Origin of the sequence: Rhodopseudomonas palustris (assembly GCF_003031265.1) — a bacterium.
Lineage (GTDB): Bacteria > Pseudomonadota > Alphaproteobacteria > Rhizobiales > Xanthobacteraceae > Rhodopseudomonas > Rhodopseudomonas palustris_H.
Map to the genome: position 1 here is coordinate 2,902,655 of NZ_CP019966.1, position 24,399 is coordinate 2,927,053.

The following is a 24,399-nucleotide window of genomic DNA, read 5'->3' on the forward strand; positions in this document are numbered from 1 at the left end:
ACCTGAAGTCCGAGACGATGCCGCAGTTTTCCAACAGGCGCAGAGTGCCGCACAGTGCCCAGCAGATGTTCGACCTCGTTGCCGATGTCGAGCGCTATCCGCAATTCGTGCCGCTGTGCAAGGCGCTGAAGATCCGCGAACGCATCCAGCAGCCGGATGGCAACGAGGTGGTGATCGCCGACATGACGGTGTCGTTTAAGCTGGTGCAGGAGACCTTCACCAGCCGCGTCACCCTCGATCGCGCCAATCTGAAGATCCTGGTGGAGTATCTCAAAGGCCCGTTCTCCAATCTGGAGAACCGCTGGACCTTCGCGGCCAAGACCGAGCGCGCCTGCGAGGTCGGCTTCTTCATCGCCTACGAGTTCAAGAGCCGGATGCTCGCCACCCTGATGGGCGCGATGTTCGACACCGCTTTCCACCGTTTCGCCGAAGCCTTCGAAACCCGTGCCGACCAGATCTACGGCACTGGCCCGAAGCTGTCGCGGGTGTAGTTAGTTTCGCACCGTCATCAGCCTTGCGTCATTGCGAGGAGCGCAGCGACGAAGCATTCCAGCTCGATGCACGGAGCTGGATTGCTTCGCTTCGCTCGCAATGACGGAGAGGTTGAATACTTGAATATCCACCGTCACCGCCCGGCTTGTCCGGGCGCCCCAGTATCCCGAAGCGCTTCCGAAGATCACGAGCGCTCTGGATACTGGGCCCTCCGCTGTCGCGGAGGGTGGAGGCGATGATCAGGCCCCGTGATACACTCCCTGCCGGCCTGACGAGTTGCATCGCCGCTAAGTCTTCTTCGGCTTCACCGGCCGCTTCGGCTGCGGGCGCTTGGCGGCGACGCGGCGGGGGGAGCGGGCGACGCGTTTGTGAACGCCGGTGGCGACTTCGCGCTTGGCCTTGGTCGGCGGCTTCGGACCGCGGGCGAGTTCCAGCAGCATCCGCAGGGCTTCCACCACCGAGCGCTGGCGGACGTTGCTGCGGCCGATCGCGCCGAAACGCTGCTCGCGGTGCGAGATCCGGCCGTCGCGCGACGCCACCGCGAAATGCACCAGGCCGACCGGCTTGCCGGGCGTTGCGCCGCCGGGGCCGGCGATCCCGGTGATCGAGACCGCGAGATCGACGTCGGCATTCTCCAGCGCGCCGACCGCCATCGCGATCGCGGTTTCCTTACTGACGGCGCCGAAGGTGGTGAGCGTGGCGTTCTCGACGCCGAGCAGGTCATGCTTGGCAGCGTTGGAATAGGTGACGAAGCCGCGGTCGATCACGTCGGACGAGCCGGGGATGTCGGTCAGCGCGCCGGCGACCAGACCGCCGGTGCAGGACTCGGCGGTCGCGATCATCAGCTTCCGCGAACGGCAGAGGTCGAGCAACGAGCGGGCGAGGGCGCGGGCGTCGTTGCTACTCATCGTCAGCCGGCCAGTCCGTCGGCGCCCCAGGGCAGCCGGATGGTGGCGGACGCGGTCGCCGCGATGCCTTCCTCACGGCCGGTGAAGCCGAGCTTTTCGCTGGTGGTGGCCTTCACCGCGACGCGCGACACCGGCACGCCGGTGATCTCGGCGATGCGCTGACGCATCGCGTCGCGCAGCGGGCCGATCTTCGGCCGCTCGCAGATCATCGTCACTTCGAGATTGGCGACGCGGCCGCCACGCGCGGTGACACGGTCGATCGCGTATTTGAGGAACTTGTCGGAGGCTGCGCCCTTCCACTGCGGATCGGTCGGCGGGAAGTGCGAGCCGATGTCGCCATCCGCCAGCGCGCCGAGGATTGCGTCGACCAGCGCATGCAGGCCGACGTCGCCGTCCGAATGCGCCAGGAAGCCGCGGGTGTGCGGCACCTTCAGGCCGCACAGCCAGACGTGATCGCCTTCGCCGAACGCATGCACGTCGTAGCCGGTGCCGGTGCGGATATCGCCCAGGGCGGCCATCAGCCGGCTTTCCTCGCGCGCGAAATCTTCCGGGGTGGTCATCTTCATGTTGTTAGCATCGCCCTCGAAGGTCGACACCGTCAATCCCGCCCATTCGGCGATCGCGGCGTCGTCGGTGAAATCATCCCGGCCGCCAGAGGCCGCGCGGCGGTGGGCGTCGAGGATCACGTCGAAGCGGAATGCCTGCGGGGTCTGGGCGATCCGCAACACCGCACGGTCCGGCGTCGCATCGACCGCGCCGTTGGCGTCGACCTGCTTGATGGTGTCAGTCACCGGGACCACCGGCAGCGCCGCGCCAGTCGTGCCGGCCGCGGTGATGGCGCGGGAGATCAGTTCCGGGGTGACGAAGCAGCGCGCGGCGTCATGGATGAGTACGATATCCGGCTTCAGCTCGGCCAGAGCCTCCAGGCCGGCGCGCACCGAGGCCTGCCGGGTCGCGCCGCCGCCGACCGCAGGGCGGAAATTCAGGCCGGCCACCGCCGCATTGAACATCTCGGTGTCGTCGGGATTCGTCACCGGTTGCACCGCCATCACGCCCGGATGGGTGCAGAACGGCTCCATCGCCCGGGCGATCACCGGCCGTCCGGCGAGGGTGCGATATTGCTTGGGGCCGCCCGCGCCGGCGCGCAGGCCGCGACCGGCGGCGACGATAATGGCAGCAGTACGGGGCGAGTTCGGCATCGGATCAATTGATACGGAATTGGGATGGCCTGCGCTGGTCGCGCCGGTGCACAGCCCTTACCATGCCGGAGCAGGAAAGCAGCATGATTCCATCGCCGCAGCCGCCGGCGGCCGGGGACAATTGCTGCAACGCACTTGCATGTCAGATATGATTGGCTAAACTGTAGGCAATGATCTACAATGCTCAAACATTGAGCGAAGCCGAGCCTGCAACTGCGCTGGCTACCAAATGAGCAACGAGTGACGCGCCCGACTGTAACAGGTTCGCCGCCTTTGAGGATTGGCAATATTGCGGTGCCTGATCCGGTGTTGTTGGCGCCGATGACAGGCATTACCGATGCGCCGTTCCGCCGGCAAGTTGCCGAGCTGGGCGCTGGTCTGGTGGTGTCGGAGATGACCGCCAGCGAGGACCTGGTCGCCGGCCGCCGGATGTCAGTCCGGCGTTGCGACAAGGTCGGGCAGGGGCCGCATGTCGTTCAGCTTGCCGGCTGCGAGGCGCGCTGGATGGCCGAGGGCGCCCGGATCGCGGAAGCCGGCGGCGCCGACATCATCGACATCAACATGGGCTGCCCGGCGCGGCACGTCACCGGCGGCCTGTCCGGTTCGGCGCTGATGCGCGATCTCGATCACGCGCTGACACTGATCGAAGCCACGATCGGTGCGGTTCGGGTGCCGGTGACGCTAAAGATGCGGCTCGGCTGGGACGATCGTTCCCGCAACGCGCCCGAGCTGGCGCGGCGTGCGCAGGACGCCGGGGTGCAGCTCGTCACGGTTCATGGTCGTACCCGGCAGCAGTTCTACAAGGGCGAAGCCGATTGGAACGCGGTCCGCGCCGTCCGGGACGCGATCTCGATTCCGCTGGTGGTCAACGGCGACATTACCTGCCACGCCAGCGCGGTCGAAGCGTTGAAGCGCTCCGGAGCCGACGCGGTGATGATTGGGCGCGGCGCCCAGGGGCGGCCGTGGTTGCCGGGGCAGGTGGGGCGCCAGCTCACCACCGGTCAGGTCGAGGCCGAGCCTCCGCTCGCCGCGCAGCGCGATTACTTGCGCACGCTCTACGACGACATTCTGGCGCTGTACGGCGTCAAAATCGGGCTGCGTCACGCTCGCAAACATCTCGGCTGGTCGCTCGAGGTGGCCGCTGCCAGCGCCGGCGCTCCGCCGTCGGTTCTGAAGAGCTGGCGCACCACGATCCTGACCGAAGAGAATCCGGCCCGCGTGCATAGCGCGCTCGCCGATGCCTACGATGATTTCGCCTGGAGGGCCGCCGCATGAACGCCATCGTCGAACCGCGCCGGGCGCAGCCGACCGACAGCGATGCGATCCTCAACGCGCTGCCGAATCCCGTGCTGCTGGTCGGCCCGGACGGCAAGATCGTCGACGCCAACATGGCGGCCGAATCGTTCTTTGAGATTTCAACGCAGTTGCTGCGGCGGCAGTCGCTGACCGACCTGGTGCCGTTCGGCAGCCCGCTGCTGGCGCTGATCGAACAGGTTCGCGTCGGGCATTCGCCGGTCAACGAATACAAGGTCGATCTCGGCACGCCGCGGATCGGCGCCGACCGCCAGGTCGATCTGCACGTCGCGCCGCTCAACGAACGGCCTGGCCACATCGTGGTGATGCTGCAGGAGCGCACCATCGCCGACAAGATGGACCGCCAGCTGACGCATCGCAGCGCCGCGCGCTCGGTTATCGCGCTCGCCGCCATGCTGGCGCATGAGATCAAGAACCCGCTGTCCGGCATCCGCGGCGCAGCGCAACTGCTGGAGCAGCAGGCATCCGCCGAAGACCGGATGCTGACCCGGCTGATCTGCGATGAAGCCGACCGCATCGTCACGCTGGTCGACCGCATGGAAGTGTTCGGCGACGACCGTCCGGTCGCGCGCGGCCCGGTGAACATCCACTCGGTGCTGGATCACGTGAAGCGGCTGGCGCAGTCGGGCTTTGCCCGCAACATCAAGTTCATCGAGGACTACGACCCGTCGTTGCCGCCGGTGCTCGCCAATCAGGATCAACTGATCCAGGTGTTCCTCAATCTGGTGAAGAACGCTGCCGAGGCTGTGGTCGATCTCGGCTCCGATGGCGAGATCCAACTCACCACCGCGTTCCGCCCCGGTGTCCGGCTGTCGGTGCCGGGCAAGAAGACAAGGGTGTCGCTGCCGCTGGAATTCTGTGTGCGGGACAACGGTCCCGGCGTTCCCGAAGATCTGCTGCCGAACCTGTTCGATCCGTTCGTCACCACCAAGCCGTCCGGCTCCGGCCTCGGTCTTGCATTGGTAGCGAAGATCGTCGGCGATCACGGCGGCATCATCGAGTGTGAATCGCAGCCGCGCAAAACCACCTTCCGGGTGCTGATGCCGATGTTCAACACCGCTAAGGCCCTTCAATCCCCGAACGGCGAGGACGCGCCGGCGTCGTCCGATGCCTCACAGACTGCAAGATGAGGACTCCCAATGCCCGCAGGTAGTATTCTCGTCGCGGACGACGACACCGCCATCCGCACGGTACTCAACCAAGCGCTATCGCGCGCCGGCTACGAAGTGCGGCTGACCGGCAACGCGGCGACGCTGTGGCGTTGGGTGAGCCAGGGCGAGGGTGATCTGGTGATCACCGACGTGGTGATGCCGGACGAGAACGCATTCGATCTGCTGCCGCGGATCAAGAAGCTGCGCCCGAACCTGCCGGTCATCGTGATGAGCGCGCAGAACACCTTCATGACCGCGATCCGTGCATCGGAGAAGGGCGCCTACGAATATCTGCCGAAGCCGTTCGACCTGAAGGAACTGATCGCGATCGTCGGCCGCGCGCTCGCCGAGCCGAAGGAACGGATCAGCAGCGCCAACGACGAAGGCGAATTCGACTCGATCCCGCTGGTCGGCCGTTCGCCGGCGATGCAGGAAATCTATCGCGTTCTGGCGCGGCTGATGCAGACCGACCTCACGGTGATGATCACCGGCGAGTCCGGCACCGGCAAGGAGCTGGTGTCGCGGGCGCTGCACGACTACGGCAAGCGCCGCAACGGTCCGTTCGTTGCCGTCAACATGGCGGCGATCCCGCGCGATCTGATCGAATCCGAATTGTTCGGCCACGAACGCGGCGCATTCACCGGCGCCAACACCCGAGCTTCGGGCCGGTTCGAGCAGGCCGAAGGCGGCACGCTGTTTCTCGACGAAATCGGCGACATGCCGATGGAGGCGCAGACCCGGCTGCTGCGCGTGCTGCAGCAAGGCGAATACACCACGGTCGGCGGCCGCACCCCGATCAAGACCGACGTCCGGATCGTCGCGGCGTCCAACAAGGACCTCCGCGTCCTGATCCAGCAGGGCCTGTTCCGCGAAGACCTGTTCTTCCGCCTCAACGTGGTGCCGCTGCGGCTGCCGCCGCTGCGCGAGCACATCGAGGACTTGCCGGATCTGGTCCGGCACTTCTTTGCCCTGGCCGAGAAGGACGGCCTGCCGGCCAAGAAGCTCGATGCCGCGGCGCTCGAGCGGATGAAGCAGCATCGCTGGCCGGGCAACGTCCGCGAGCTGGAAAATCTCGCGCGCCGACTGGCTGCGCTGTACCCGCAGGAAGTGATCACCGCCTCGGTGATCGACGGCGAATTGGCGCCGCCGCCGGTGGTCGCGGGCGGCAACGCTCCGCACACCGTCGACAACCTCGGTGGCGCGGTCGAAATGTATCTGTCGTCGCACTTCTCGGGCTTCCCGAATGGTGTGCCGCCGCCCGGCCTCTACCACCGGGTGCTGCGCGAGATCGAAGTGCCGCTGCTCACCGCCGCGCTGGCGGCGACTCGCGGCAACCAGATTCGGGCCGCCGACTTGCTGGGGCTCAACCGCAACACCCTGCGGAAGAAGATCCGCGACCTCGACATCCAAGTCTACCGCACCGGCGGCTGAGACGCCGGGGCAAGCTTTTCGGCTGTGGACCGCGTACTCGCCCGAGGTGGCTCGGGCGAGGCGCCGCGATATTGTCGCAATTGAGCAACATTGTTGTAGGAATGCATCACACGGTCTGCCCAATTCGGCGGCCGAACGCATTCAATGATTATTGCCGGAATGACCAGCGCAGAGACGTCGGCCCAACCCGTTGACGACCCCTCGATTGCCGAGCCGCGGCTGCGCACCTGGCGCAAGCTGCTGGCCCCGATGGCGGTCGGCATTGCGCTGTTCTCGGCGTTCCTGACCTTCATCGTCCTGACCGGCCTGACGCCGATCGCGCCGACCCGGGAAGTCGTGGTCAGCTTCCTGCTGATCAACGCCGTCACCATCCTGCTGCTGCTCGGCATCATTGCCCGCGAGGTCTGGAAGGTGGTCCAGGCCCGCCGGCGGGGGCGGGCGGCGTCACGGCTGCACATCCAGATCGTCAGCCTGTTTTCGGTGATCGCGGTGCTGCCGGCGGTGCTGGTGTCGATCGTCGCCAACGTCACGCTCGACCGCGGCCTCGACCGGCTATTCTCCGGCCCGACCCGGGCCGTGATCCAGAACTCGCTGATCGTCGCCAACGCCTATCTGCACGAGCACGGCCAGCTGATCCGCGGCGACATCCTCGGCATGGCCAACGACATCTCGCACGCCCGGGCGCTGTTCGACCTCGACCGCAAATCCTTCCGCGAATTCCTGACCAACGACGCCGCCACCCGCAACTTGCCGGGCGCGATGCTGATCGACAAGGATCGCAACATCCTGGAGGCGGCGCAGAACGGCATCCGCCGCGATTTCGACGTGCCGGCCCCGGAGTTCCTGAAGAACGTCGACGACACCGAACCGCAGATCGCGGTGTTCATCGAAGCCAATTACGTCGCCGCGGTGATCCGGCTGAAAGGCTTCGAAGACACCTTCCTGTACGTTGCGCGCTTCCTCGATCCGCACGTCGTGGCGCAGTTGCGCCAGACCCAGGCCAGCGTCGCCGAATATTCCGAGCTCGAAGCGCGCCGGCTTGGCGTCCAGGTCGCGTTCGCGCTGATGTTCACGGTGATCGCGCTCACCGTGCTGATGTCTGCGGTGCTGATCGGCCTGAACTTCGCCAATTGGCTGGTGGCACCGATCCGTCGCCTGATGGGCGCGGCGCATCTGGTCTCGACCGGCGACCTGCACGTCCAGGTGCCAGTGTCGAAGTCCGAGGGCGACCTGTCGCAGCTCGGCATGACCTTCAACAAGATGACCCAGGAGCTGCGCACCCAGCGCGACGAATTGGTCAGCGCCAGCGAACTGATCGACAGCCGGCGCCGCTTCATCGAGGCGGTGCTGTCGTCAGCGAGCGCCGGCATCATCGGCGTCGACGGCTCGCTGTCGATCGGCATCCTCAACCGCTCGGCCGAGAAGCTGATCGGTCACGCCGAGGCCGAAGCGCTCGGCCATCCGCTGTCCGAGATCATCCCCGAGCTCGACGAGATCATGGCCAATGCGCGCGAGGGATCGCAGCGCCTGGTGCAGGGCCAGATCACCATCATCCGCGACGGTCGCGAACGCATCCTCAACGTCCGCGTCACCGCCGAGCAGACCGGCCATACCAGCGACAGCTACATCATCACGCTCGACGACATCACCGAGCTGGTGTCGGCGCAGCGCACCTCGGCCTGGGGCGATGTCGCGCGCCGCATCGCGCATGAGATCAAGAATCCGCTGACGCCGATCCAGCTCTCTGCGGAGCGGATCAAGCGCAAGTTCGGCAAGGTGATCGTCGAGGACAAGAGCATCTTCGAGCAGTGCACCGACACCATCGTCCGTCAGGTCGATGACATCCGGCGCATGGTCGACGAATTCTCGCGGTTTGCCCGGATGCCGAAACCGGTGATCGAAGGCGAGGATGTCGGCGACACGGTGCGGCAGGTGGTGTTCCTGATGCGTGTCGGGCATCCCGACGTCGACATCGAAACCGAGATCAAGGACGAGCCGCTGCACGCGCGGTTCGACCGCCGCCTGATCTCGCAGGCGCTCACCAACATCATCAAGAATGCCACCGAGGCGATCGAGGCCGTGCCCGAGGAAGAACTCGGCAAGGGCAAGATCGAAGTGGTGGCGGCACGCGACGGCGACTTTGTCGTGATCGACGTGATCGATAACGGCATCGGTCTGCCCAAAGAAAGCCGTTCGCGGCTGCTCGAACCCTACGTCACCACCCGTGAGAAGGGCACCGGCCTCGGTCTTGCGATCGTCGGACGCGTGCTGGTCGACCACGGCGGCGGCATTGAACTCAACGACGCATCCCACGTTCGTCCAGGCCAGCGCGGTGCATGGATGCGCCTCCGATTCGCGATGTCCGGTCAGCCGGCATCACCTCCCGGATCGGGTGAACCAAAACAGCAGGCCGAGAACGAACCAAGGATAGCGGCTGCCAGCGGCAGCTAAAGCGACAGGCGCGACCATGGCGAATGACATTCTGATCGTCGACGATGAAGCGGACATCCGCGATCTCGTTGCCGGTATTCTCGAGGACGAAGGCTTCTCCACGCGCACCGCGCGCGACAGCGATTCGGCGCTGGCCGAGATCGCCAATCGGCGGCCCAACCTGATCTTCCTCGACATCTGGCTGCAGGGCAGCAAGCTCGACGGTCTCCAATTGCTGGAACAGATCAAGAAGGATCACACCGACGTCCCGGTGGTGATGATCTCCGGCCACGGCAACATCGAAACCGCGGTCGCGGCGATCAAGCGTGGCGCCTACGACTTTATCGAAAAGCCGTTCAAATCCGACCGGCTGATCCTCGTGGCGACCCGGGCGCTCGAAACCTCGCGGCTGAAGCGCGAGGTGCGCGAGCTGAAGCAGCTCGCGCCGTCGGCCTCGACGCTGGTCGGCCGCTCCGCCTGCATCAATCAGCTGCGCCAGACCATCGAGCGCGCCGCCAAGGCCAACAGCCGGATCCTGATCGTCGGCCCGTCCGGCGCCGGCAAGGAGCTGGCGGCGCGGACGCTGCACAATTCGTCGTCGCGCGCCGAGGGGCCATTCGTGGTGATCAACGCCGCGGCGATCACCCCGGAGAAAATGGAAATCGAGCTGTTCGGCGTCGAAGCCAACGGCGAGCATTCCCGCAAGGCCGGCGCGCTCGAAGAGGCGCACGGCGGCACGTTGTTCATCGACGAAATCGCCGACATGCCGCGCGAGACCCAGAACAAGATTTTGCGTGTCTTGGTCGAGCAGACCTTCCAACGCTGCGGCGGCACCACCAAAGTCAATGTCGACGTCCGCATCATCTCGTCGACGGCGCGTAACCTCGAAGAGGAAATCGCTGCCGGCCGTTTCCGCGAAGACCTGTATCACCGGCTGTCGGTGGTGCCGATCCGCGTCCCGCCGCTGTCCGAGCGTCGCGACGACATTCCGGAACTGATCGAATACTTCATGGAGCAGATCTCGGCGGCGACCGGCCTGCCGCGCCGGCAGATCGGCCAGGACGCGATGGCGGTGCTACAATCGCATGTCTGGCCCGGCAATGTCCGCCAGCTCCGCAACAACGTCGAGCGGCTGATGATTTTGGCCGGTGGCGGACCGGATGCGGTGATCACCGCCGACATGCTGCCGCAGGATGTCGGCTCGATGGTGCCGACGATGCCGACCGGCAATAACGGCGAGCACATCATGGGTCTGCCGCTGCGCGAGGCCCGCGAGGCGTTCGAGCGTGATTATCTGATCGCGCAGATCAGCCGGTTCTCCGGCAACATCTCGCGCACCGCCGAATTCGTCGGCATGGAACGCTCGGCGTTGCACCGCAAGCTCAAGGCGCTCGGCGTCGGCTAAGTCGTCCTTCCATTCATATCTCAGACCTGGATTCAATCGATGTCGCGCATCGCCTATGTCAACGGCCGTTATCTCGACATGCGCGATGCGAGCGTGAACATCGAAGATCGCGGCTATCAGTTCGCCGACGGCGTCTATGAGGTCTGCGAAGTGCGCGGCGGCAAGCTGGTCGACATGCCGCGGCACCTGGCGCGGCTGCAGCGCTCGCTCGGCGAATTGCGGATCAAGGAGCCGATGCCGCTCGCGGCCTTGTCCGTCGTGATGCACCAAGTGGTGCGGCGCAACCGGGTGAATCACGGCATCGTCTATCTGCAGGTTACGCGCGGCGTGGCGCGGCGCGATCACGGCTTTCCAGCTGCGTCGGTGAAGCCCGCCGTGGTGGTGACGGCGCGCAGCCTCGATCCGGCGAAGGGGCAGGCCAACGCCGCTCACGGCATCAAGGTGATCACGCTGCCGGAGAATCGCTGGCCGCGGGTCGATATCAAGTCGACGGCGCTGCTACCGAACGTGCTGGCCAAGCAGGCGGCGCGCGAGACCGGTGCCTATGAGGCGTGGTACGTCGACCGCGACGGCTATGTCACCGAAGGCTCCTCCAGCAACGCCTGGATCGTCACCAAAGAGGGCCGGGTGGTGACCCGCTCGGCCGAGGCCGGCATACTCCCCGGCGTCACCCGTGCGGTGCTGATGGATGCGTTCGAAGCGCTGCAGGTTCGGTTCGAGGAGCGGCCGTTCACGCCGGCCGAGGCCGCCGGTGCCGCCGAGGCATTCGTGACCGCGTCCAGCCAGATCGTGATGCCGGTGGTGGCGATCGACGGGCAGCCGATTGGCAACGGCACGCCGGGCGCATTGGCCAAACGTCTAAGAGAGCAGTTTCACCGATTTGCGGTGTTTTCTTAAGCTTTGCGGCGCGGGGAGCATCCACTCGGGGTTTTAGTTGCTTGCTTAAAAGCCATGCCTACCCTCTAATCGGACGTCGGCTTCCGGAGGGGGATCTCGGAGGAGTCGGCAACCGGGGTGGAGCTCCGATAGAGAGACGCGCACCGGCAAGAAAAGACAAAACCAATTGCGGGATAAAAAATGGCGGCAGACCGCGCACAAAACCTTCAAGACACTTTCCTCAACCACGTACGCAAGACAAAGACTCCCCTGACGATCTTTCTGGTCAACGGGGTGAAGTTGCAGGGTATTGTCACCTGGTTCGATAATTTTTGCCTTTTGTTGCGGCGCGACGGTCATTCGCAGCTCGTCTACAAACACGCGATCTCGACGATCATGCCGGGGGCGCCGATCCAGCTGTTCGAAAGCGGCGAGGACTCGCCAGCTTGAGGCGGGCCTGATTGGAACCCCGCAGCATTGACGAGGGCGCCGATCGTCCGCGATCGGGGCAGGGCGGAGAGACTGGACGAGTCATCGTCGTCGGTCCGTATTTGCGCACGCGCCGGGGTGATCCTGACGCGGCGGATACGGCCGTCCGCGACAACGACGCGCGGCTCGATGAAGCCGCGGGTCTTGCGCGCGCCATCGACCTCGACGTCGTCGAGGCGGTGCTCACGCCGATCAGCCAGATTCGTCCCGCGACCTATCTCGGCAAGGGCAAGGTCGAAGAGATCGTCGGGCTGATTGCCGCGCACGAAGCCGACCTCGTGGTGATGGATTGCGCGCTGTCGCCGATCCAGCAGCGCAACCTGGAGAAAGCCTGGAACGCCAAGGTGCTCGATCGCACCGGCCTGATCCTGGAAATCTTTGGGCGCCGCGCCAAGACCCGCGAAGGCACCCTCCAGGTCGAGCTGGCGCATCTCAACTATCAGCGCTCGCGCCTAGTGCGCTCGTGGACCCACCTCGAGCGCCAGCGCGGCGGCTTCGGCTTCATGGGCGGCCCTGGCGAAACCCAGATCGAGGCCGACCGCCGGTTGATCGGCGAGCGCATCACCAAACTCGAGTCCGAGCTGAAGAAGGTGCAGGCGACACGGCGGCTGCATCGCGCCGGTCGGCAGCGCGTGCCGTATCGCGTGGTCGCGCTGGTCGGCTACACCAACGCCGGCAAGTCGACGCTGTTCAACCGGCTGACGCGGGCCGACGTGCAGGCGGCCGACATGCTGTTCGCAACGCTCGACCCGACGCTCCGCGCGATCCAATTGCCGCACGGCGGCAAGGCGATGCTGTCCGACACCGTCGGCTTCATCTCCAATCTGCCGACCCAGCTCGTCGCCGCATTCCGCGCGACGCTGGAAGAGGTGCTGGAAGCCGATCTGATCCTGCATGTCCGCGACATCAGCCACGAGGATGCCGAAGCGCAGCAGCACGACGTCGACAACGTGCTGCGCCAGCTCGGCGTCGATGCGGCCAGCGGCCGGATTGTCGAAGTCTGGAATAAGATCGACCGCTTCGAGCCCGAGCAGCGGGACGAATTGAAGAACATCGCGGCGCGCCGGCCTGAGGATCATCCGTGCCTTCTGGTGTCGGCGGTGAGCGGCGAGGGCGTCGATGACCTTCTGCTGGCGATCGAGCAGCGCCTGGCGGCCACCCGCACCGTGCTCGATCTGTCGATCGATGCGGCGGACGGGGCCGGCGTGAGCTGGCTCCATCGCAACACTGAGGTGCTGGCGAAGGATCTGGTCGACGGCCGATACGCCATGACGGTGCGGGTCGAGGACAACAAGCGCGACGTCGTGGTCGACCGTTTCGGCGCGGTGCCGCGGCCGGATTGAGGGCGCGAATCGGCGCTTTGCGGAAGCGCCGATCGCGGCAATTTCGGCGCCTTTCACGAAGGCTTTTCGCGACCGTCGAAAACGCCCCGTAAGTCTTTGGAAAAACGAGCGGAAAAACCTTCGAAAACCGCGTCCGAAAGGGTGGTTCACAACACCCCGATACGCTATACGAATCCGATCAGATTCTGACCGGAATTCACCCTTGTCCGACAAAGACGACGAGAAGCCCGGGGAGCCGCTGGCGCCCTCGGATATTCGCCCCGTATCCATTCTCGACGAGATGAAGCGCAGCTATCTCGATTACGCGATGAGCGTGATCGTGGCGCGAGCGCTACCGGATGCGCGCGACGGGTTGAAGCCGGTGCATCGCCGTATCCTCTTCGGCATGTACGAGAACGGCTTCGAGTGGAACAAGCCGTATCGCAAGTCGGCACGCACCGTCGGCGACGTCATCGGTAAGTATCACCCGCACGGCGACCAGTCAGTGTACGACGCGCTGGTCCGCATGGCGCAGAACTTCTCGATGCGCGTGCCTCTGATCGATGGTCAGGGCAATTTCGGTTCGGTCGACGGCGATATGCCGGCGGCGATGCGGTACACCGAATCCCGCCTGACCAAGATCGCGCAGACGCTGCTCGATGATATCGACAAGGACACCGTCGACTTCCAGCCGAACTACGACAATTCGGAACGGGAGCCGCAGGTTCTTCCTGCCAAGTTCCCGAACCTGTTGGTCAACGGCGCCGGCGGCATCGCGGTCGGCATGGCCACCAACATCCCGCCGCACAATCTCGGCGAGGTGATCGACGCCTGTATCGCGCTGATCGACGATCCGGCGCTGTCGATCGACGATCTCAACAAGATCGTGCCGGGTCCGGACTTCCCGACCGGCGGCATCATTCTCGGCCGCGCCGGCATCCGCGCCGCCTATCAGACCGGCCGTGGCTCGATCGTGATGCGTGGCAAGGTCGAGATCGAGACCGTCCGCAAGGACCGTGAAGCGATCATCGTCACCGAGATTCCGTATCAGGTGAACAAGGCCACGATGGTCGAGCGCATCGCCGAGCTGGTGCGCGAGAAGAAGATCGAAGGCATCGGCGATCTGCGCGACGAATCCGACCGCGACGGTTTCCGCGTGGTGATCGAGTTGCGCCGCGACGCCGTACCTGAGGTCGTGCTCAACCAGCTCTACAAGTTCACGCCGCTGCAGACCAATTTCGGCGCCAACATGGTGGCGCTGGAAGGCGGCCGGCCGCAGTTGATGAACCTGAAGGATCTGCTGACGGTCTTCGTCGCATTCCGCGAACAGGTCGTCACCCGCCGCACCAAATTCCTGCTCAACAAGGCGCGCGATCGCGCCCACATCTTGGTCGGCCTCGCGATCGCGGTGGCGAATATCGACGAGATCATTCGCGTGATCCGTAATTCGCCTGATCCGAACACGGCGCGCGAGACCCTGATGTCGCGCGACTGGCCGGCCGCCGATGTCGCGGCGATGATCACGCTGATCGACGATCCGCGCCACAAGCTCAACGAGGACGGCACCGCCAGGCTGTCGTTCGAGCAGGCCAAGGCGATCCTCGATCTGCGGCTGCAGCGCCTCACCGCGCTGGGACGCGAAGAGATTTCCGAAGAGCTCGACAAGCTCGCGGTCGAAATCGCCGACTATCTGGAAATCCTGCGCTCGCGGGCGCGGGTGCAGACGATCGTCAAGACCGAGCTCGGCGAGGTCAAGGCCGAGTTCGCAACGCCGCGGCGGACTGAGATTGTCGAGCAGGAAGGCGAGGTCGAAGACGAAGACCTGATCCAGCGCGAGGACATGGTGGTGACCGTGTCGCACGCCGGCTACGTCAAGCGGGTGCCGCTGTCGACCTATCGGGCGCAGCGCCGCGGCGGCAAGGGCCGCTCCGGCATGGCCACCCGCGAGGAGGATTTCGTCTCGCGGCTGTTCGTCGCCTCGACGCACACGCCGGTGCTGTTCTTCTCGTCGCGCGGTCAGGTCTACAAGGAAAAGGTCTGGCGGTTGCCGCTGGCGCCGCCGAACGGCCGTGGCAAGGCGCTGATCAACATCCTGCCGCTGGAGCAGGGCGAGCGCATCACCACGATCATGCCGCTGCCGGAGGACGAAGCCTCGTGGAGCGAGCTCGACGTGATGTTCGCCACCACCGGGGGCAACGTCCGCCGCAACAAGCTGTCCGACTTCGTCGACGTCCGCCGCTCCGGCATCATCGCGATGAAGCTCGACGAGGGCGAGGCGATCGTCGACGTCCAGATCTGCACCGAGCGCGACGACGTGCTGCTGACCGCCGCCGGCGGCCAGTGCATCCGCTTCCCGGTGCCGGACGTGCGCGTGTTCAGCGGCCGCACCTCGATGGGCGTGCGCGGCATCGCGCTGTCGTCCGGCGACAAGGTGATCTCGCTCAGCATCCTGCGTCACTTCGAGGCGACGCCGGCCGAACGCTCGACCTATCTGAAGCAGTCCGGCGCGATCCGCCGTGCCGCGACCGGTGAGGAGAACGAGCCGATCGAGACGCCGGAAGTTGAAGCCGAGGAGGGCGATACGTCCGCGGCGCTGTCGCAGGAGCGCTATGCCGAAATGTCGGCGTCCGAGCAGTTCGTGCTGACGATCTCGGAGAACGGCTACGGCAAGCGGACCTCGTCGTTCGAGTACCGCACCACCGGGCGTGGCGGCAAAGGCATCGTGGCGATGTCGGTGAACAGCCGCAACGGCAAGCTGATAGCGTCGTTCCCGGTCGAAGACTCCGACCAGATCATGCTGGTCACCGACAACGGTCAGCTGATCCGCTGCCCGGTCGAAGGCATTCGCGTCGCCGGCCGCTCGACGCAGGGCGTGATCGTGTTCGACACCGCGGATGACGAGAAGGTCGTCTCGGTCGAGCGCATTCCGGAGACCGACGACGGCGAAAACGGCAACGGCGGCTAGGCCGGCGCTCGAGGAGAGGCGGCGTCCGTTCGCCGCCTCAGCGCCACGCTATGGCGCGCAGTCAGCAGGCTGCACGATCGCCAGAATCGAAAGACCCCCGAGGGGGCAACTCGGGGGTCTTCGGTACAGAGCGCCCTTGGAGGGAAGCGCTTTGCGGAAACTAGCGGTCGGATAACGCCAAAATCTTAATGTCGTTCCGCCGTCACCAGCCGCGCCTGACCGATCGGCGCGTGGCTGGCATTGGCGTTGCGGAGGCAGGACGGCTCGAAATTCGGCCAGGCCTGCTCCGAGCAGGCGGTGCCGAGGGGACGGATGTCGAGCCGGTCGCCCTTGGCCAGAGCCTGCGGAACGCTGGCTTCGACCTGCGGGGCAAAGCCCGGAAGAATGGTGACTGCCGCGGCAGCAAAGGCGGCGATCGCGATCACGGAAAGAGCCTTGATCATGACGGTGTCCCCTGTCGTCTCGATGGTCCGGCCGTTTCGGCCTGGAGTGCTTTGTCGCTTCCCGATGCGGCTGGTTTACCCAGCGCTGGTTTCAGAACGTCTTCATCGCCCGGCCATTCAGGTTTCATGACCGCGGGGATTTGTTTCTTGGCTTTCGGGCGCATGAAACAAACCCGTAAAAACGTGTGTGTTTTCAGGCGCCTCCCGTTACCATGCAGAAGACGCGCGAAGCCGCGATCCGGTTCGATCCGCAGCGCGAAATAAATCCGCCTGCCAGCTGCAGTTTTGAAGGAACTGGCGCCGCTTGCTCGATCCCGCGCGCCGCGCTAGACGGGCCGGATGTCACGCATCGCGCTTTATCCGGGGTCTTTCGATCCCGTTACCAACGGCCATCTCGACGTCGTCCGCCACGCCGTGGCGCTGTGCGACAAGCTCGTGGTGGCGATCGGCATTCATCCCGGCAAGAAGCCGCTGTTCACCACCGAGGAGCGCCTCGCGATGGTCGAACAGGTGTTCGGCCCGGTCGCCAAGGCGGCCGGCTGCGCGTTCGGCTGCACCACCTATGACAATCTCACCGTCACCGCGGCCGAGAAGGTGGGGGCGACCATCATGATCCGCGGCCTGCGCGACGGCACCGATCTCGACTACGAGATGCAGATCGCCGGCATGAACGAGACCATGGCGCCGGCGATCCATACCGTTTTCCTGCCGGCTTCGGTTGGTGTGCGCCCGATCACCGCCACACTGGTGCGGCAGATCGCTGCGATGGGCGGTGACGTCTCGGCCTTTGTTCCGGCCGAGGTGGCGTCCGCCCTGAAATCCAAGTTTGCCGCCGGCTCGCCGGCCTAACCGACCCGGAGTTTTCATGATCCGTCTGATCGGCCTCTTCGCGGCGCTGCTGTTTGCGCTGCCGGCGCTGGCGCAGCCGCTGCCCGCCAATCTCGACAAGCAGAACGCGCTCGTCATCGACACCACCAAGGGCCGCATCGTGATCGCGCTCCGGGCCGACATCGCGCCCAAGCACGCCGAGCGGCTGAAGCAGCTTGCCCGCGAAGGTTTCTACAACAACGTGCCGTTCCACCGCGTGATGGGTGGCTTCATGGCGCAGACCGGCGACGGTCAGAACTTCAACGGCACCGGCGGTTCGAAGTATCCGAACCTGAAGCAGGAATTCTCCAACGTGCCGTTCACCCGCGGGGTGGTCGGCATGGCCCGGCGCGGCGACAGCGTCGACAGCGCCAATTCGCAGTTCTTTATCATGTTCGCCGACGGCCCGAGCCTGAACGGCCAGTACACCGTGATCGGCAATGTCGTGTCCGGCATGGATGTCGTCGACAAGCTGAAGAAGGCTTCGCCGACCTCGCCCGGCGGCGCCGTGACCGATCCGGACAAGATGGTGAAGGTCCAGGTCGCCTCCGACGTGAAATAGGCGATCTCATTGCTGCCGCGCCGACTGACGATAGTCGCGGTAGCTTTGATCGCAGGGACGATCGGTCTCACCGTTCGCCCCGCGTCTGCGCAGAACGCGCCGATCGACAATCTCAACGCATTGTTTTCCGTGATGAAGCAATGCTGGCGTCCGCCGCGTCTGCCGGTCGGGAATCCCGGCATGCAGATCACCGTGCTGGTGAGCTTCACCCGCAGCGGCGAGATCCTCGGCAAGCCGCGGATCACCTTTGAAAGCCCGGAGGGCGGCCGGGACGACAGCCTGGCCTATCGCGTTGCGGTGATGGAGGCGTTGCAGCGATGCACGCCACTGCCATTCACGCCCTCGATGGGGGGCGCCGTCGCCGGACGCCCGTTCATGCTGCGGTTCGACGATCGCAGACAGAGTCCCAAACCAACAGAGAAGAGAGCATGGCTGATAACGACAACATCCTGATCCTCGAAACCACCCAGGGCACCGTGAAGATCGAGATGCGCCCGGATCTGGCGCCGAACCACGTCGCCCGGATCAAGGAGCTGGTGCGCGAGGGCTTCTACGACGGCATCGTGTTCCACCGCGTGATCGAAGGCTTCATGGCGCAGACCGGCTGCCCGCAGGGCACCGGCATGGGCGGCTCCGGCAAGAAGCTGAAGGCCGAGTTCAACGCCGAGCCGCACGTCCGCGGCACCGCGTCGATGGCCCGTGCCGCCAATCCGGACTCCGGCGACAGCCAGTTCTTCATCTGCTTCGACGACGCCCGCTTCCTGGACAAGCAGTACACCGTTTGGGGCAAGGTGATCGAAGGCATGGAGAACGTCGACAAGATCAAGCGCGGCGAGCCGGTCAAGGATCCGGACAAGATCGTCAAGGCCAGCATCGCGGCCGACGCTGCGGCTTGATCAGTGATACGTCGGCCGCGTTCAGGCCGGCGTAGCCATCAAGAAGGTGTCATGCCCGGGCTTGACCCGCCTGCGGGGCCGTAGCCCTCTTCGGCGCGGCGGAGGCCCGGGCATCCATCTTTTTGAAGAGGATGGATTGCCGGGTCGAGCCCGGCAATGACGTACTGGAATCATGCGCACCGATCTGTTCGATTTCGATCTGCCTGCCGAGAACATCGCGCTGCGGCCGGTGAGTCCGCGCGATGCCGCGCGGATGCTGGTGGTGCGCCCCGGCGCGCCGCTCGAGGATCGGATCGTGCGCGATCTGCCGTCGCTGCTGGCGCCCGGCGATCAGCTGGTGGTCAATGATACAAGGGTGATCGCGGCGCAGCTGACCGGTCGCCGGATCGGCCGCGGCCTCGAGCCAAAGATCGAAGCGACGCTGATCAAGCGGCTCGACGGCGCCCGCTGGCAGGCGTTGGTCAAGCCGGCCAAGAAGCTGCTGCCGGGCGACGTAGTGCGCTTCGGCCATGACGGTCGGGTCTGCCTGCTCGGGCATCTCGACGCCACTGTGGAGGCCAAGGGCGAAGCCGGTGAGGTGACGCTGGCGTTCTCGGTCCATGGCCCGGTGCTCGACCAGGCGATCGCTGAGATCGGCGCCACGCCGCTGCCGCCTTATATCGCCTCCAAGCGCCTGCCCGACGCGCAGGACACTACCGATTATCAGACCATGTTCGCCGCCAATGAGGGCGCGGTCGCGGCCCCGACCGCGGGGCTGCATTTCACCGCCGAACTCGAAGCCGCGCTGGCCGCGCGGGGCGTCGGGCTGCACCGGATCACGCTGCATGTCGGGGCAGGGACGTTCCTGCCGGTGAAGGCAGAGGACACCAGCGAGCATCGCATGCACGCCGAATGGGGCACGATCAGCTCCGGCACCGCGGATGCGCTGAACGCAGCGCGCGCAGCCGGCGGCCGGATCGTCGCGGTCGGGACCACGTCGCTGCGCTTGTTGGAAAGTGCGGCGCGCGATGACGGCCGCATCGCGCCATTCGCCGACGAAACCTCGATCTTCATCACGCCGGGCTATCGCTTCCGCGCCGTCGACGTGCTGATGACCAATTTCCACCTGCCGCGGTCGACGCTGTTCATGCTGGTGTCGGCATTCTGCGGTCTCGACACCATGCAGGCGGCCTACGCCCACGCCATTCAAACCGGCTATCGGTTCTACTCTTATGGCGACGCCAGCCTGCTGTTCCGGAACGACATCACCCCATGACCGTGCCCAATCACTTCGAACTGCTCGGGACCGACGGCGCCGCGCGCACCGGCCGGCTCACCACGCCGCATGGCGTCGTTCGCACCCCGGCCTTCATGCCGGTCGGCACCGCGGGCGCCATGAAAGGGCTGCACTGGCGCGAAGTCCGCGACGCCGGCGCCGATATCGTGCTCGGCAACACCTATCACCTGATGCTGCGGCCCGGCGCCGAGCGGATCGCGGCGCTCGGCGGCTTGCAGCGATTCACCACCTGGAATGGTCCGATGCTGACCGACTCCGGCGGCTTCCAGGTGATGTCGCTGGCGCAGCTTCGCAAAGTCAACGAACAGGCGGTGACGTTCCGCTCGCACATCGACGGCGCGGCGATCGAATTGTCGCCGGAGCGCGCGATCGAGGTGCAGCGTCTGCTCGGCTCGGACATCGCCATGCAACTCGACGAATGCGTGCGGCTGCCGGCCGATCGCGCCGATATCGAGCGGGCGATGCAGTTGTCGCTGCGCTGGGCCGAACGCTGCAAGCGCGCGTTCGAAACCGCGCCGGACGGCTACATGCTGTTCGGCATCGTGCAGGGCGGCGACGTGCCGGAGCTGCGCCACGCCTCGGCGCAGGGGCTGATCGACATCGGCTTCCACGGCTATGCGATCGGCGGCCTCGCGGTCGGCGAGCCGCAGGACGTGATGCTGGCGATGATCGAGGAGGCGGCGCCGATCCTGCCCGCGGAGCGGCCGCGCTATTTGATGGGCGTCGGAACGCCGGAGGACATGCTGGAGGCGGTGGCACGCGGCATCGATATGTTCGACTGCGTGATGCCGACCCGTAATGGCCGCCACGGTCTGGCATTCACGCAGTATGGCCCGATCAACCTGCGCAACGCCAAGCACGCCGACGATCCGCGGCCGCTCGACGAGGAAAGCGACTGGCCCTCGACCCGCAACTGTTCGCGGGCGTATCTGCATCACCTGGTGAAGTCGAGCGAGACGCTCGGCGCGATGCTACTGTCCGAGATCAACATCGCCTACTACCAAAGGCTGATGCGCGACATCCGCGCCGCGATCGCCACCGGTCAGTTCGAAGAGTTCAGGCTCCGCACCCGCGCCGGCTGGGAACGGGGTGATCTGCCGCGCTGATCGCCCGCGCCGCGCACTACGCGGCGCTCGCCTGCGCGCCTGTGCTGGCGCACGACGGGCCGATTCAATAGCTTGATCGAGCGACCAGCCCCTCACGCTTGAATTCAGGCATTAGTTTGACGCCGTTGGGCGACGACCTCTGCTCGATGCTCAGAGATCATGGCTAGACGCCGTTCATACTAAGCAGGCTCTCGCCTTGTCAGGAAAACCCGTCGTCAGGGACATGAACTAACCATTTTCCTGACAGATCAAGCTCGAAGTTCTGACTGATACCCGGCGAATCCATAGGGGGATGGCACGGGCGTGGAGCGTAGTTAGTCGGGCAGGGTGAAACCAGCCATGCGGTTGTGGTACTTCACGGGATCTACTCGTGGAGTATCATGTCCCTTGGGGGTGGGCCTCACTATGTTGATGTATCATTTGATCGTTGACATCAAGGAGAAGCAAACGGGCGATCGTTCGGAGAGTATGAGATGCCGAAGACGGCCAATTCAGATCGCTTGCTCAAGCCTGCGCGTTTCTCGACGGCAGACCTTTCCAGCCAAGATCGGTTCGACGCCTGGCGAGAGAAGCTGCGCGATGTTGCAGATCTCGAGCCAAACTCTGCCAAATCGCTGACACGGCCTGTGGAATTGGCGACGTGGGATCTGGGCGCCATCGCGGTTTGCCAGGAGAAGAACCCCGGGGCCAAGTTCAAGCGGGATACGCAAGCCGTTCGCCGGGCGCTCGCTGACCATTGGTATCTCTATCTCTTGAAGTCTGGATCGAATTGCACGATCGCTGGCGATCGTAAGGCGGCCGGAAACGCGAGCGAACGATTTGGTCAAATCGGATTCTACTCGCTGGGGCAGGCCTGCCACGGTGAGATGAATGATATCGAGACGTTGATGGTGTTCATTCCGCGCGATTTGTTTGCAAAGGACGCGGCGGCAATAGACAAGCTCAACAACAGCATCCTTCAGTCTCCGCTTGCCTCCTTGCTTTCGGACTACCTTCTGGCGCTCGAGCGGCAATTGGCGCATGTGAAACAGGACGACGCTCCAGGTATCGCTAAGGCGACAGAGGCGATGCTGTCTGCGTGTCTTGTGCCGGGCTCACGAAGCCTTGGTGAGGCCCGCGATGGAGTGGTGATGGGCCTGGTCGAGCGGGCCAGGCGCATCGTCAGAGCGCAGCTTGCAAATCCGAGGTTGTCTCCTGCAACTCTTGCGAGCGGGCTCGGCGTATCGCGTAGCCTGCTATACCGGCTGTTTGAGCCGCACGGAGGCGTAGCCGCTTACATCAGGAATTATCGGCTCGGGCAGGCTTGTCGAGCTCTCAGTGATCCAAACGAGACGAGACGGATTGCCCAGATTGCCCTTAGCGTCGGGTTTGTTAGTCCACAGGAATTCAGCCGTGCGTTCCGAGCGCAATATGGCTGTAGCCCATCTGACGCGCGAGCCGATCGGATTCCCCTGATGGCGGCAGGTCGTGCGGGCGGCGAGGGCGGAAGGTCCCTCGATATCTTCCTTCGCATGACCTGACCGACGAAGGATGATCGTCGTCTTGGCTGCCTGGTGGAAGGATTAACAATTCCATACGCTGGGATTGGGCGGCATTTGACATGCCGTCATTTCTTTCTTCCCAAAGCGCACGCAACGTCGGAGCCGGCATTGAGCTGCCTTGAGGCCAATTGCTACCAGCAGGCTCGTCCCAGATTGTGAGTTCAACGTTCGAGGGCAACCGTCTCGAACGCTGACACGAGTGCGGTTTCGAGCCTCGTCGTCATCTGGAGCAGGATGTTGTAGGCCTGCTGACGAGGCATCGGAGGCTTGTACGACCGTTCCTCAATCAGCGCACCGAAGATGTCGGCGATGGTCAGCATTCGAACGATGTCGCTGATCTCACTGCCGGACAGCCGATCGGGGTACCCGCTGCCGTCGAGATACTCGTGGTGGTGCCTTACACCGTCGAGAATTTCAGGCGTCACGCGGGGATTGTCCTGTAATGCATCGAAGCCAATCGAGGGGTGCCGTTCGATGATCAGTCGTTCCTGGGGCTCGAGTCGGCCTGGTTTGTCCAGAATGCTGAGCGGGATCTTTGCTTTTCCAATATCGTGCAGCATGGCCGCCAGATGAAGCGTTCGAAGATCAGCGTGCCGAAGCCCAAGGCTGATGCCAAAGTCCACCAACACGCCGCTCACCAGGAGGACGTGCTGATAGGTGGCCTTATGATGACGGCGAACGACGCCGAGCCAGCCAGAGAGGCCGTGGCGATTGAGGCAGCTGATGGTCGAATCGGCGCAGTCTTGAAGTCCATCGATGTCCACGAGTTCGCCATTGCTCATGGCCGTGAACGAAGCTTCCAACATTTGGGCGCTATGCTGTGCCGCGGCCTCGGTCTCGGCATTCGGATTCTGGGCAGCGGAATCGCGCAAGAACCGGTGAAGCGACGTCATCGACTGATCGACGATCAGGACGTGTGTCGCCCCCAATGCGTATGCTTGGGCTGATGCGGGATGGATGCGATCCTCGATCAGGAAGATGCGCTGCGTGACGCCCCGGTTCTGATCCAGAAACTTACGAATTGCAAAGATGGTCTCGACCGATTTGAGGTCAGCCCAGACGATGAGCTGATCGTCCGAGGACAGTCGGGCGCAGGTCTTCGGCAGTGTCGCGTATTGGACGTTGATATGCCTCTGCAACGCTTGCTTGAGCCTCTTCGTGCGGGCCGACGAGTCGGTGATGACCGTGATCCGGGCGGGAGAACTCGCTGGTGTGCGATCAGTGAATCGTAAAGCTGTCGCAGTAACGGTCTTCGAGCTCATTGTCGGCTTGCCAAATGCGGTTATCGGAACTGATGGTGGGGGCCAAGTACGGTTGCATCTCGAGGTCTGACGCCAGGGCGTGGTCAAGAATCCATCGATGAAAGAAGCCTTTCAGCTGAAATCGCATGGCACTCGACACCTTCTCGGCAGCCGTTTCGAGCTCGCGTAGAAGCAGGTCAATTTCATTCAGCAGATCGATATGTTCATCGCGATGGGCGTCCCGATTGGGAAAGTCGAGAAGCTCCTGCAGATGCTCTTCGCGAGCGAAGTGCGCTTCGGCTAGAGTTCGGAGTTCTCGGGTTGCTGCGAGGATCTGGACTGCGTCTTCGTTGTCGCCCAGTAGGCTGTAGATGGAACTGATGGCTTGAATGATGGCCCTGTGGTCCTCATCAATAATGCCATTGTCTATCGCGTGAGATGGTTTCCAAGTGATCGTCATGGGAGCGGTTCCACTGGTGCAGAGC

At 64.5% G+C, this 24,399-nt stretch carries 22 protein-coding genes; 17 read left to right on the forward strand and 5 right to left on the reverse strand.

The window, feature by feature from the left end; translation table 11 throughout:
- Positions 1-17 precede the first annotated feature (17 nt).
- Positions 18-491 carry a type II toxin-antitoxin system RatA family toxin gene (locus RPPS3_RS13505; RefSeq protein WP_012496037.1) on the forward strand — a complete coding sequence of 158 codons (474 nt, stop codon included), beginning with the start codon at positions 18-20 and terminating at the stop codon, positions 489-491.
- 288 nt (positions 492-779) lie between these two features.
- On the opposite strand, the gene RPPS3_RS13510 is transcribed toward RPPS3_RS13505, so the two are convergent.
- Together RPPS3_RS13510 and RPPS3_RS13515 are read right to left on the reverse strand one after the other, a co-directional pair.
- Positions 780-1,400, reverse strand: coding sequence for a CinA family protein (locus tag RPPS3_RS13510; RefSeq protein ID WP_107344566.1), 621 nt, complete (start codon positions 1,398-1,400; stop codon positions 780-782).
- Positions 1,401-1,402: 2 nt separating this feature from the next.
- Entirely contained in the window at positions 1,403-2,599 is a 1,197-nt protein-coding gene (locus RPPS3_RS13515) for a bifunctional 2-C-methyl-D-erythritol 4-phosphate cytidylyltransferase/2-C-methyl-D-erythritol 2,4-cyclodiphosphate synthase (RefSeq protein WP_107344567.1), read from the reverse strand.
- A gap of 273 nt (positions 2,600-2,872) precedes the next feature.
- On the opposite strand from RPPS3_RS13515, the gene dusB reads away from it, so the two are divergent.
- From dusB to gyrA, 9 genes are all read left to right on the forward strand, one after another.
- The gene (gene dusB / locus RPPS3_RS13520; RefSeq protein WP_107344568.1) at positions 2,873-3,874 is read left to right on the forward strand and encodes a tRNA dihydrouridine synthase DusB; all 1,002 of its coding nucleotides are present in this window, start codon (positions 2,873-2,875) and stop codon (positions 3,872-3,874) included.
- Positions 3,871-5,043, forward strand: a complete 1,173-nt coding sequence (locus RPPS3_RS13525) for a two-component system sensor histidine kinase NtrB (protein WP_011158142.1) — start codon at positions 3,871-3,873, stop codon at positions 5,041-5,043. The genes dusB and RPPS3_RS13525 overlap by 4 nt, the downstream gene beginning before the upstream one ends.
- 9 nt (positions 5,044-5,052) lie before the next feature.
- Positions 5,053-6,495 (forward strand): nitrogen regulation protein NR(I), encoded by a 1,443-nt coding sequence (gene ntrC / locus RPPS3_RS13530; protein WP_107344569.1) that lies wholly within the window; start codon positions 5,053-5,055, stop codon positions 6,493-6,495.
- Between the two features lie 159 nt (positions 6,496-6,654).
- The gene (locus RPPS3_RS13535; RefSeq protein WP_107344570.1) at positions 6,655-8,946 is read left to right on the forward strand and encodes a sensor histidine kinase NtrY-like; all 2,292 of its coding nucleotides are present in this window, start codon (positions 6,655-6,657) and stop codon (positions 8,944-8,946) included.
- Positions 8,947-8,962: 16 nt separating this feature from the next.
- The gene (locus tag RPPS3_RS13540) at positions 8,963-10,330 is read left to right on the forward strand and encodes a sigma-54-dependent transcriptional regulator (protein WP_107344571.1); all 1,368 of its coding nucleotides are present in this window, start codon (positions 8,963-8,965) and stop codon (positions 10,328-10,330) included.
- Between the two features lie 39 nt (positions 10,331-10,369).
- Positions 10,370-11,227: a D-amino-acid transaminase gene (locus tag RPPS3_RS13545; RefSeq protein WP_107344572.1), complete on the forward strand. Its 858-nt coding sequence runs from the start codon at positions 10,370-10,372 to the stop codon at positions 11,225-11,227.
- 180 nt (positions 11,228-11,407) lie between these two features.
- Positions 11,408-11,656: an RNA chaperone Hfq gene (gene hfq, locus RPPS3_RS13550; RefSeq protein ID WP_011158147.1), complete on the forward strand. Its 249-nt coding sequence runs from the start codon at positions 11,408-11,410 to the stop codon at positions 11,654-11,656.
- 11 nt (positions 11,657-11,667) lie between these two features.
- Positions 11,668-13,038 (forward strand): GTPase HflX, encoded by a 1,371-nt coding sequence (gene hflX / locus RPPS3_RS13555; RefSeq protein ID WP_107344573.1) that lies wholly within the window; start codon positions 11,668-11,670, stop codon positions 13,036-13,038.
- Positions 13,039-13,240: 202 nt separating this feature from the next.
- A complete protein-coding gene (gene gyrA / locus RPPS3_RS13560; protein WP_107344574.1) occupies positions 13,241-15,982 on the forward strand; it encodes a DNA gyrase subunit A in 2,742 nt (913 codons plus the stop codon).
- Positions 15,983-16,167: 185 nt separating this feature from the next.
- Here the strand turns inward: gyrA and RPPS3_RS13565 are convergent, their stop codons facing one another.
- Positions 16,168-16,425, reverse strand: coding sequence for a hypothetical protein (locus RPPS3_RS13565; RefSeq protein WP_107344575.1), 258 nt, complete (start codon positions 16,423-16,425; stop codon positions 16,168-16,170).
- Positions 16,426-16,764: 339 nt separating this feature from the next.
- On the opposite strand from RPPS3_RS13565, the gene coaD reads away from it, so the two are divergent.
- From coaD to RPPS3_RS13600, 7 genes are all read left to right on the forward strand, one after another.
- Positions 16,765-17,274 (forward strand): pantetheine-phosphate adenylyltransferase, encoded by a 510-nt coding sequence (coaD, locus tag RPPS3_RS13570; protein ID WP_107344576.1) that lies wholly within the window; start codon positions 16,765-16,767, stop codon positions 17,272-17,274.
- A 16-nt stretch (positions 17,275-17,290) separates the two neighbouring features.
- Entirely contained in the window at positions 17,291-17,854 is a 564-nt protein-coding gene (locus RPPS3_RS13575; protein ID WP_107344577.1) for a peptidylprolyl isomerase, read from the forward strand.
- Between the two features lie 9 nt (positions 17,855-17,863).
- Entirely contained in the window at positions 17,864-18,307 is a 444-nt protein-coding gene (locus RPPS3_RS13580) for a hypothetical protein (RefSeq protein ID WP_107344578.1), read from the forward strand.
- Positions 18,283-18,750 carry a peptidylprolyl isomerase gene (locus RPPS3_RS13585; RefSeq protein WP_107344579.1) on the forward strand — a complete coding sequence of 156 codons (468 nt, stop codon included), beginning with the start codon at positions 18,283-18,285 and terminating at the stop codon, positions 18,748-18,750. Before RPPS3_RS13580 ends, RPPS3_RS13585 begins: the two co-directional genes overlap by 25 nt.
- Before the next feature lie 172 nt (positions 18,751-18,922).
- Complete coding sequence (queA, locus tag RPPS3_RS13590; protein ID WP_107344580.1) at positions 18,923-20,005, forward strand: tRNA preQ1(34) S-adenosylmethionine ribosyltransferase-isomerase QueA; 1,083 nt, start codon at positions 18,923-18,925, stop codon at positions 20,003-20,005.
- On the forward strand, positions 20,002-21,132 hold the full coding sequence (gene tgt / locus RPPS3_RS13595) for a tRNA guanosine(34) transglycosylase Tgt (RefSeq protein ID WP_107344581.1): 1,131 nt from the start codon (positions 20,002-20,004) through the stop codon (positions 21,130-21,132). Before queA ends, tgt begins: the two co-directional genes overlap by 4 nt.
- A 473-nt stretch (positions 21,133-21,605) precedes the next feature.
- Positions 21,606-22,652 (forward strand): helix-turn-helix domain-containing protein, encoded by a 1,047-nt coding sequence (locus tag RPPS3_RS13600; RefSeq protein ID WP_107344582.1) that lies wholly within the window; start codon positions 21,606-21,608, stop codon positions 22,650-22,652.
- Positions 22,653-22,834: 182 nt separating this feature from the next.
- On the opposite strand, the gene RPPS3_RS13605 is transcribed toward RPPS3_RS13600, so the two are convergent.
- Positions 22,835-23,935, reverse strand: coding sequence for an HD-GYP domain-containing protein (locus RPPS3_RS13605; protein WP_234819953.1), 1,101 nt, complete (start codon positions 23,933-23,935; stop codon positions 22,835-22,837).
- Positions 23,892-24,374: a bacteriohemerythrin gene (locus RPPS3_RS13610; protein ID WP_159060685.1), complete on the reverse strand. Its 483-nt coding sequence runs from the start codon at positions 24,372-24,374 to the stop codon at positions 23,892-23,894. Before RPPS3_RS13610 ends, RPPS3_RS13605 begins: the two co-directional genes overlap by 44 nt.
- Positions 24,375-24,399: the final 25 nt, after the last annotated feature.

Excerpts from the sequence above, each read along its gene's own strand:
- RPPS3_RS13505 (WP_012496037.1), top strand. The coding sequence starts at position 18 with ATGCCGCAGTTTTCCAACAGGCGCAGAGTGCCGCACAGTGCCCAGCAG.
- RPPS3_RS13510 (WP_107344566.1), bottom strand. The coding sequence starts at position 1,400 with ATGAGTAGCAACGACGCCCGCGCCCTCGCCCGCTCGTTGCTCGACCTC.
- RPPS3_RS13515 (WP_107344567.1), bottom strand. The coding sequence starts at position 2,599 with ATGCCGAACTCGCCCCGTACTGCTGCCATTATCGTCGCCGCCGGTCGC.
- RPPS3_RS13525 (WP_011158142.1), top strand. The coding sequence starts at position 3,871 with ATGAACGCCATCGTCGAACCGCGCCGGGCGCAGCCGACCGACAGCGAT.
- ntrC (WP_107344569.1), top strand. The coding sequence starts at position 5,053 with ATGCCCGCAGGTAGTATTCTCGTCGCGGACGACGACACCGCCATCCGC.
- RPPS3_RS13535 (WP_107344570.1), top strand. The coding sequence starts at position 6,655 with ATGACCAGCGCAGAGACGTCGGCCCAACCCGTTGACGACCCCTCGATT.
- RPPS3_RS13540 (WP_107344571.1), top strand. The coding sequence starts at position 8,963 with ATGGCGAATGACATTCTGATCGTCGACGATGAAGCGGACATCCGCGAT.
- RPPS3_RS13545 (WP_107344572.1), top strand. The coding sequence starts at position 10,370 with ATGTCGCGCATCGCCTATGTCAACGGCCGTTATCTCGACATGCGCGAT.
- hfq (WP_011158147.1), top strand. The coding sequence starts at position 11,408 with ATGGCGGCAGACCGCGCACAAAACCTTCAAGACACTTTCCTCAACCAC.
- RPPS3_RS13565 (WP_107344575.1), bottom strand. The coding sequence starts at position 16,425 with ATGATCAAGGCTCTTTCCGTGATCGCGATCGCCGCCTTTGCTGCCGCG.
- coaD (WP_107344576.1), top strand. The coding sequence starts at position 16,765 with ATGTCACGCATCGCGCTTTATCCGGGGTCTTTCGATCCCGTTACCAAC.
- RPPS3_RS13575 (WP_107344577.1), top strand. The coding sequence starts at position 17,291 with ATGATCCGTCTGATCGGCCTCTTCGCGGCGCTGCTGTTTGCGCTGCCG.
- RPPS3_RS13585 (WP_107344579.1), top strand. The coding sequence starts at position 18,283 with ATGGCTGATAACGACAACATCCTGATCCTCGAAACCACCCAGGGCACC.
- queA (WP_107344580.1), top strand. The coding sequence starts at position 18,923 with ATGCGCACCGATCTGTTCGATTTCGATCTGCCTGCCGAGAACATCGCG.
- tgt (WP_107344581.1), top strand. The coding sequence starts at position 20,002 with ATGACCGTGCCCAATCACTTCGAACTGCTCGGGACCGACGGCGCCGCG.
- RPPS3_RS13600 (WP_107344582.1), top strand. The coding sequence starts at position 21,606 with ATGCCGAAGACGGCCAATTCAGATCGCTTGCTCAAGCCTGCGCGTTTC.
- RPPS3_RS13605 (WP_234819953.1), bottom strand. The coding sequence starts at position 23,935 with ATGAGCTCGAAGACCGTTACTGCGACAGCTTTACGATTCACTGATCGC.
- RPPS3_RS13610 (WP_159060685.1), bottom strand. The coding sequence starts at position 24,374 with ATGACGATCACTTGGAAACCATCTCACGCGATAGACAATGGCATTATT.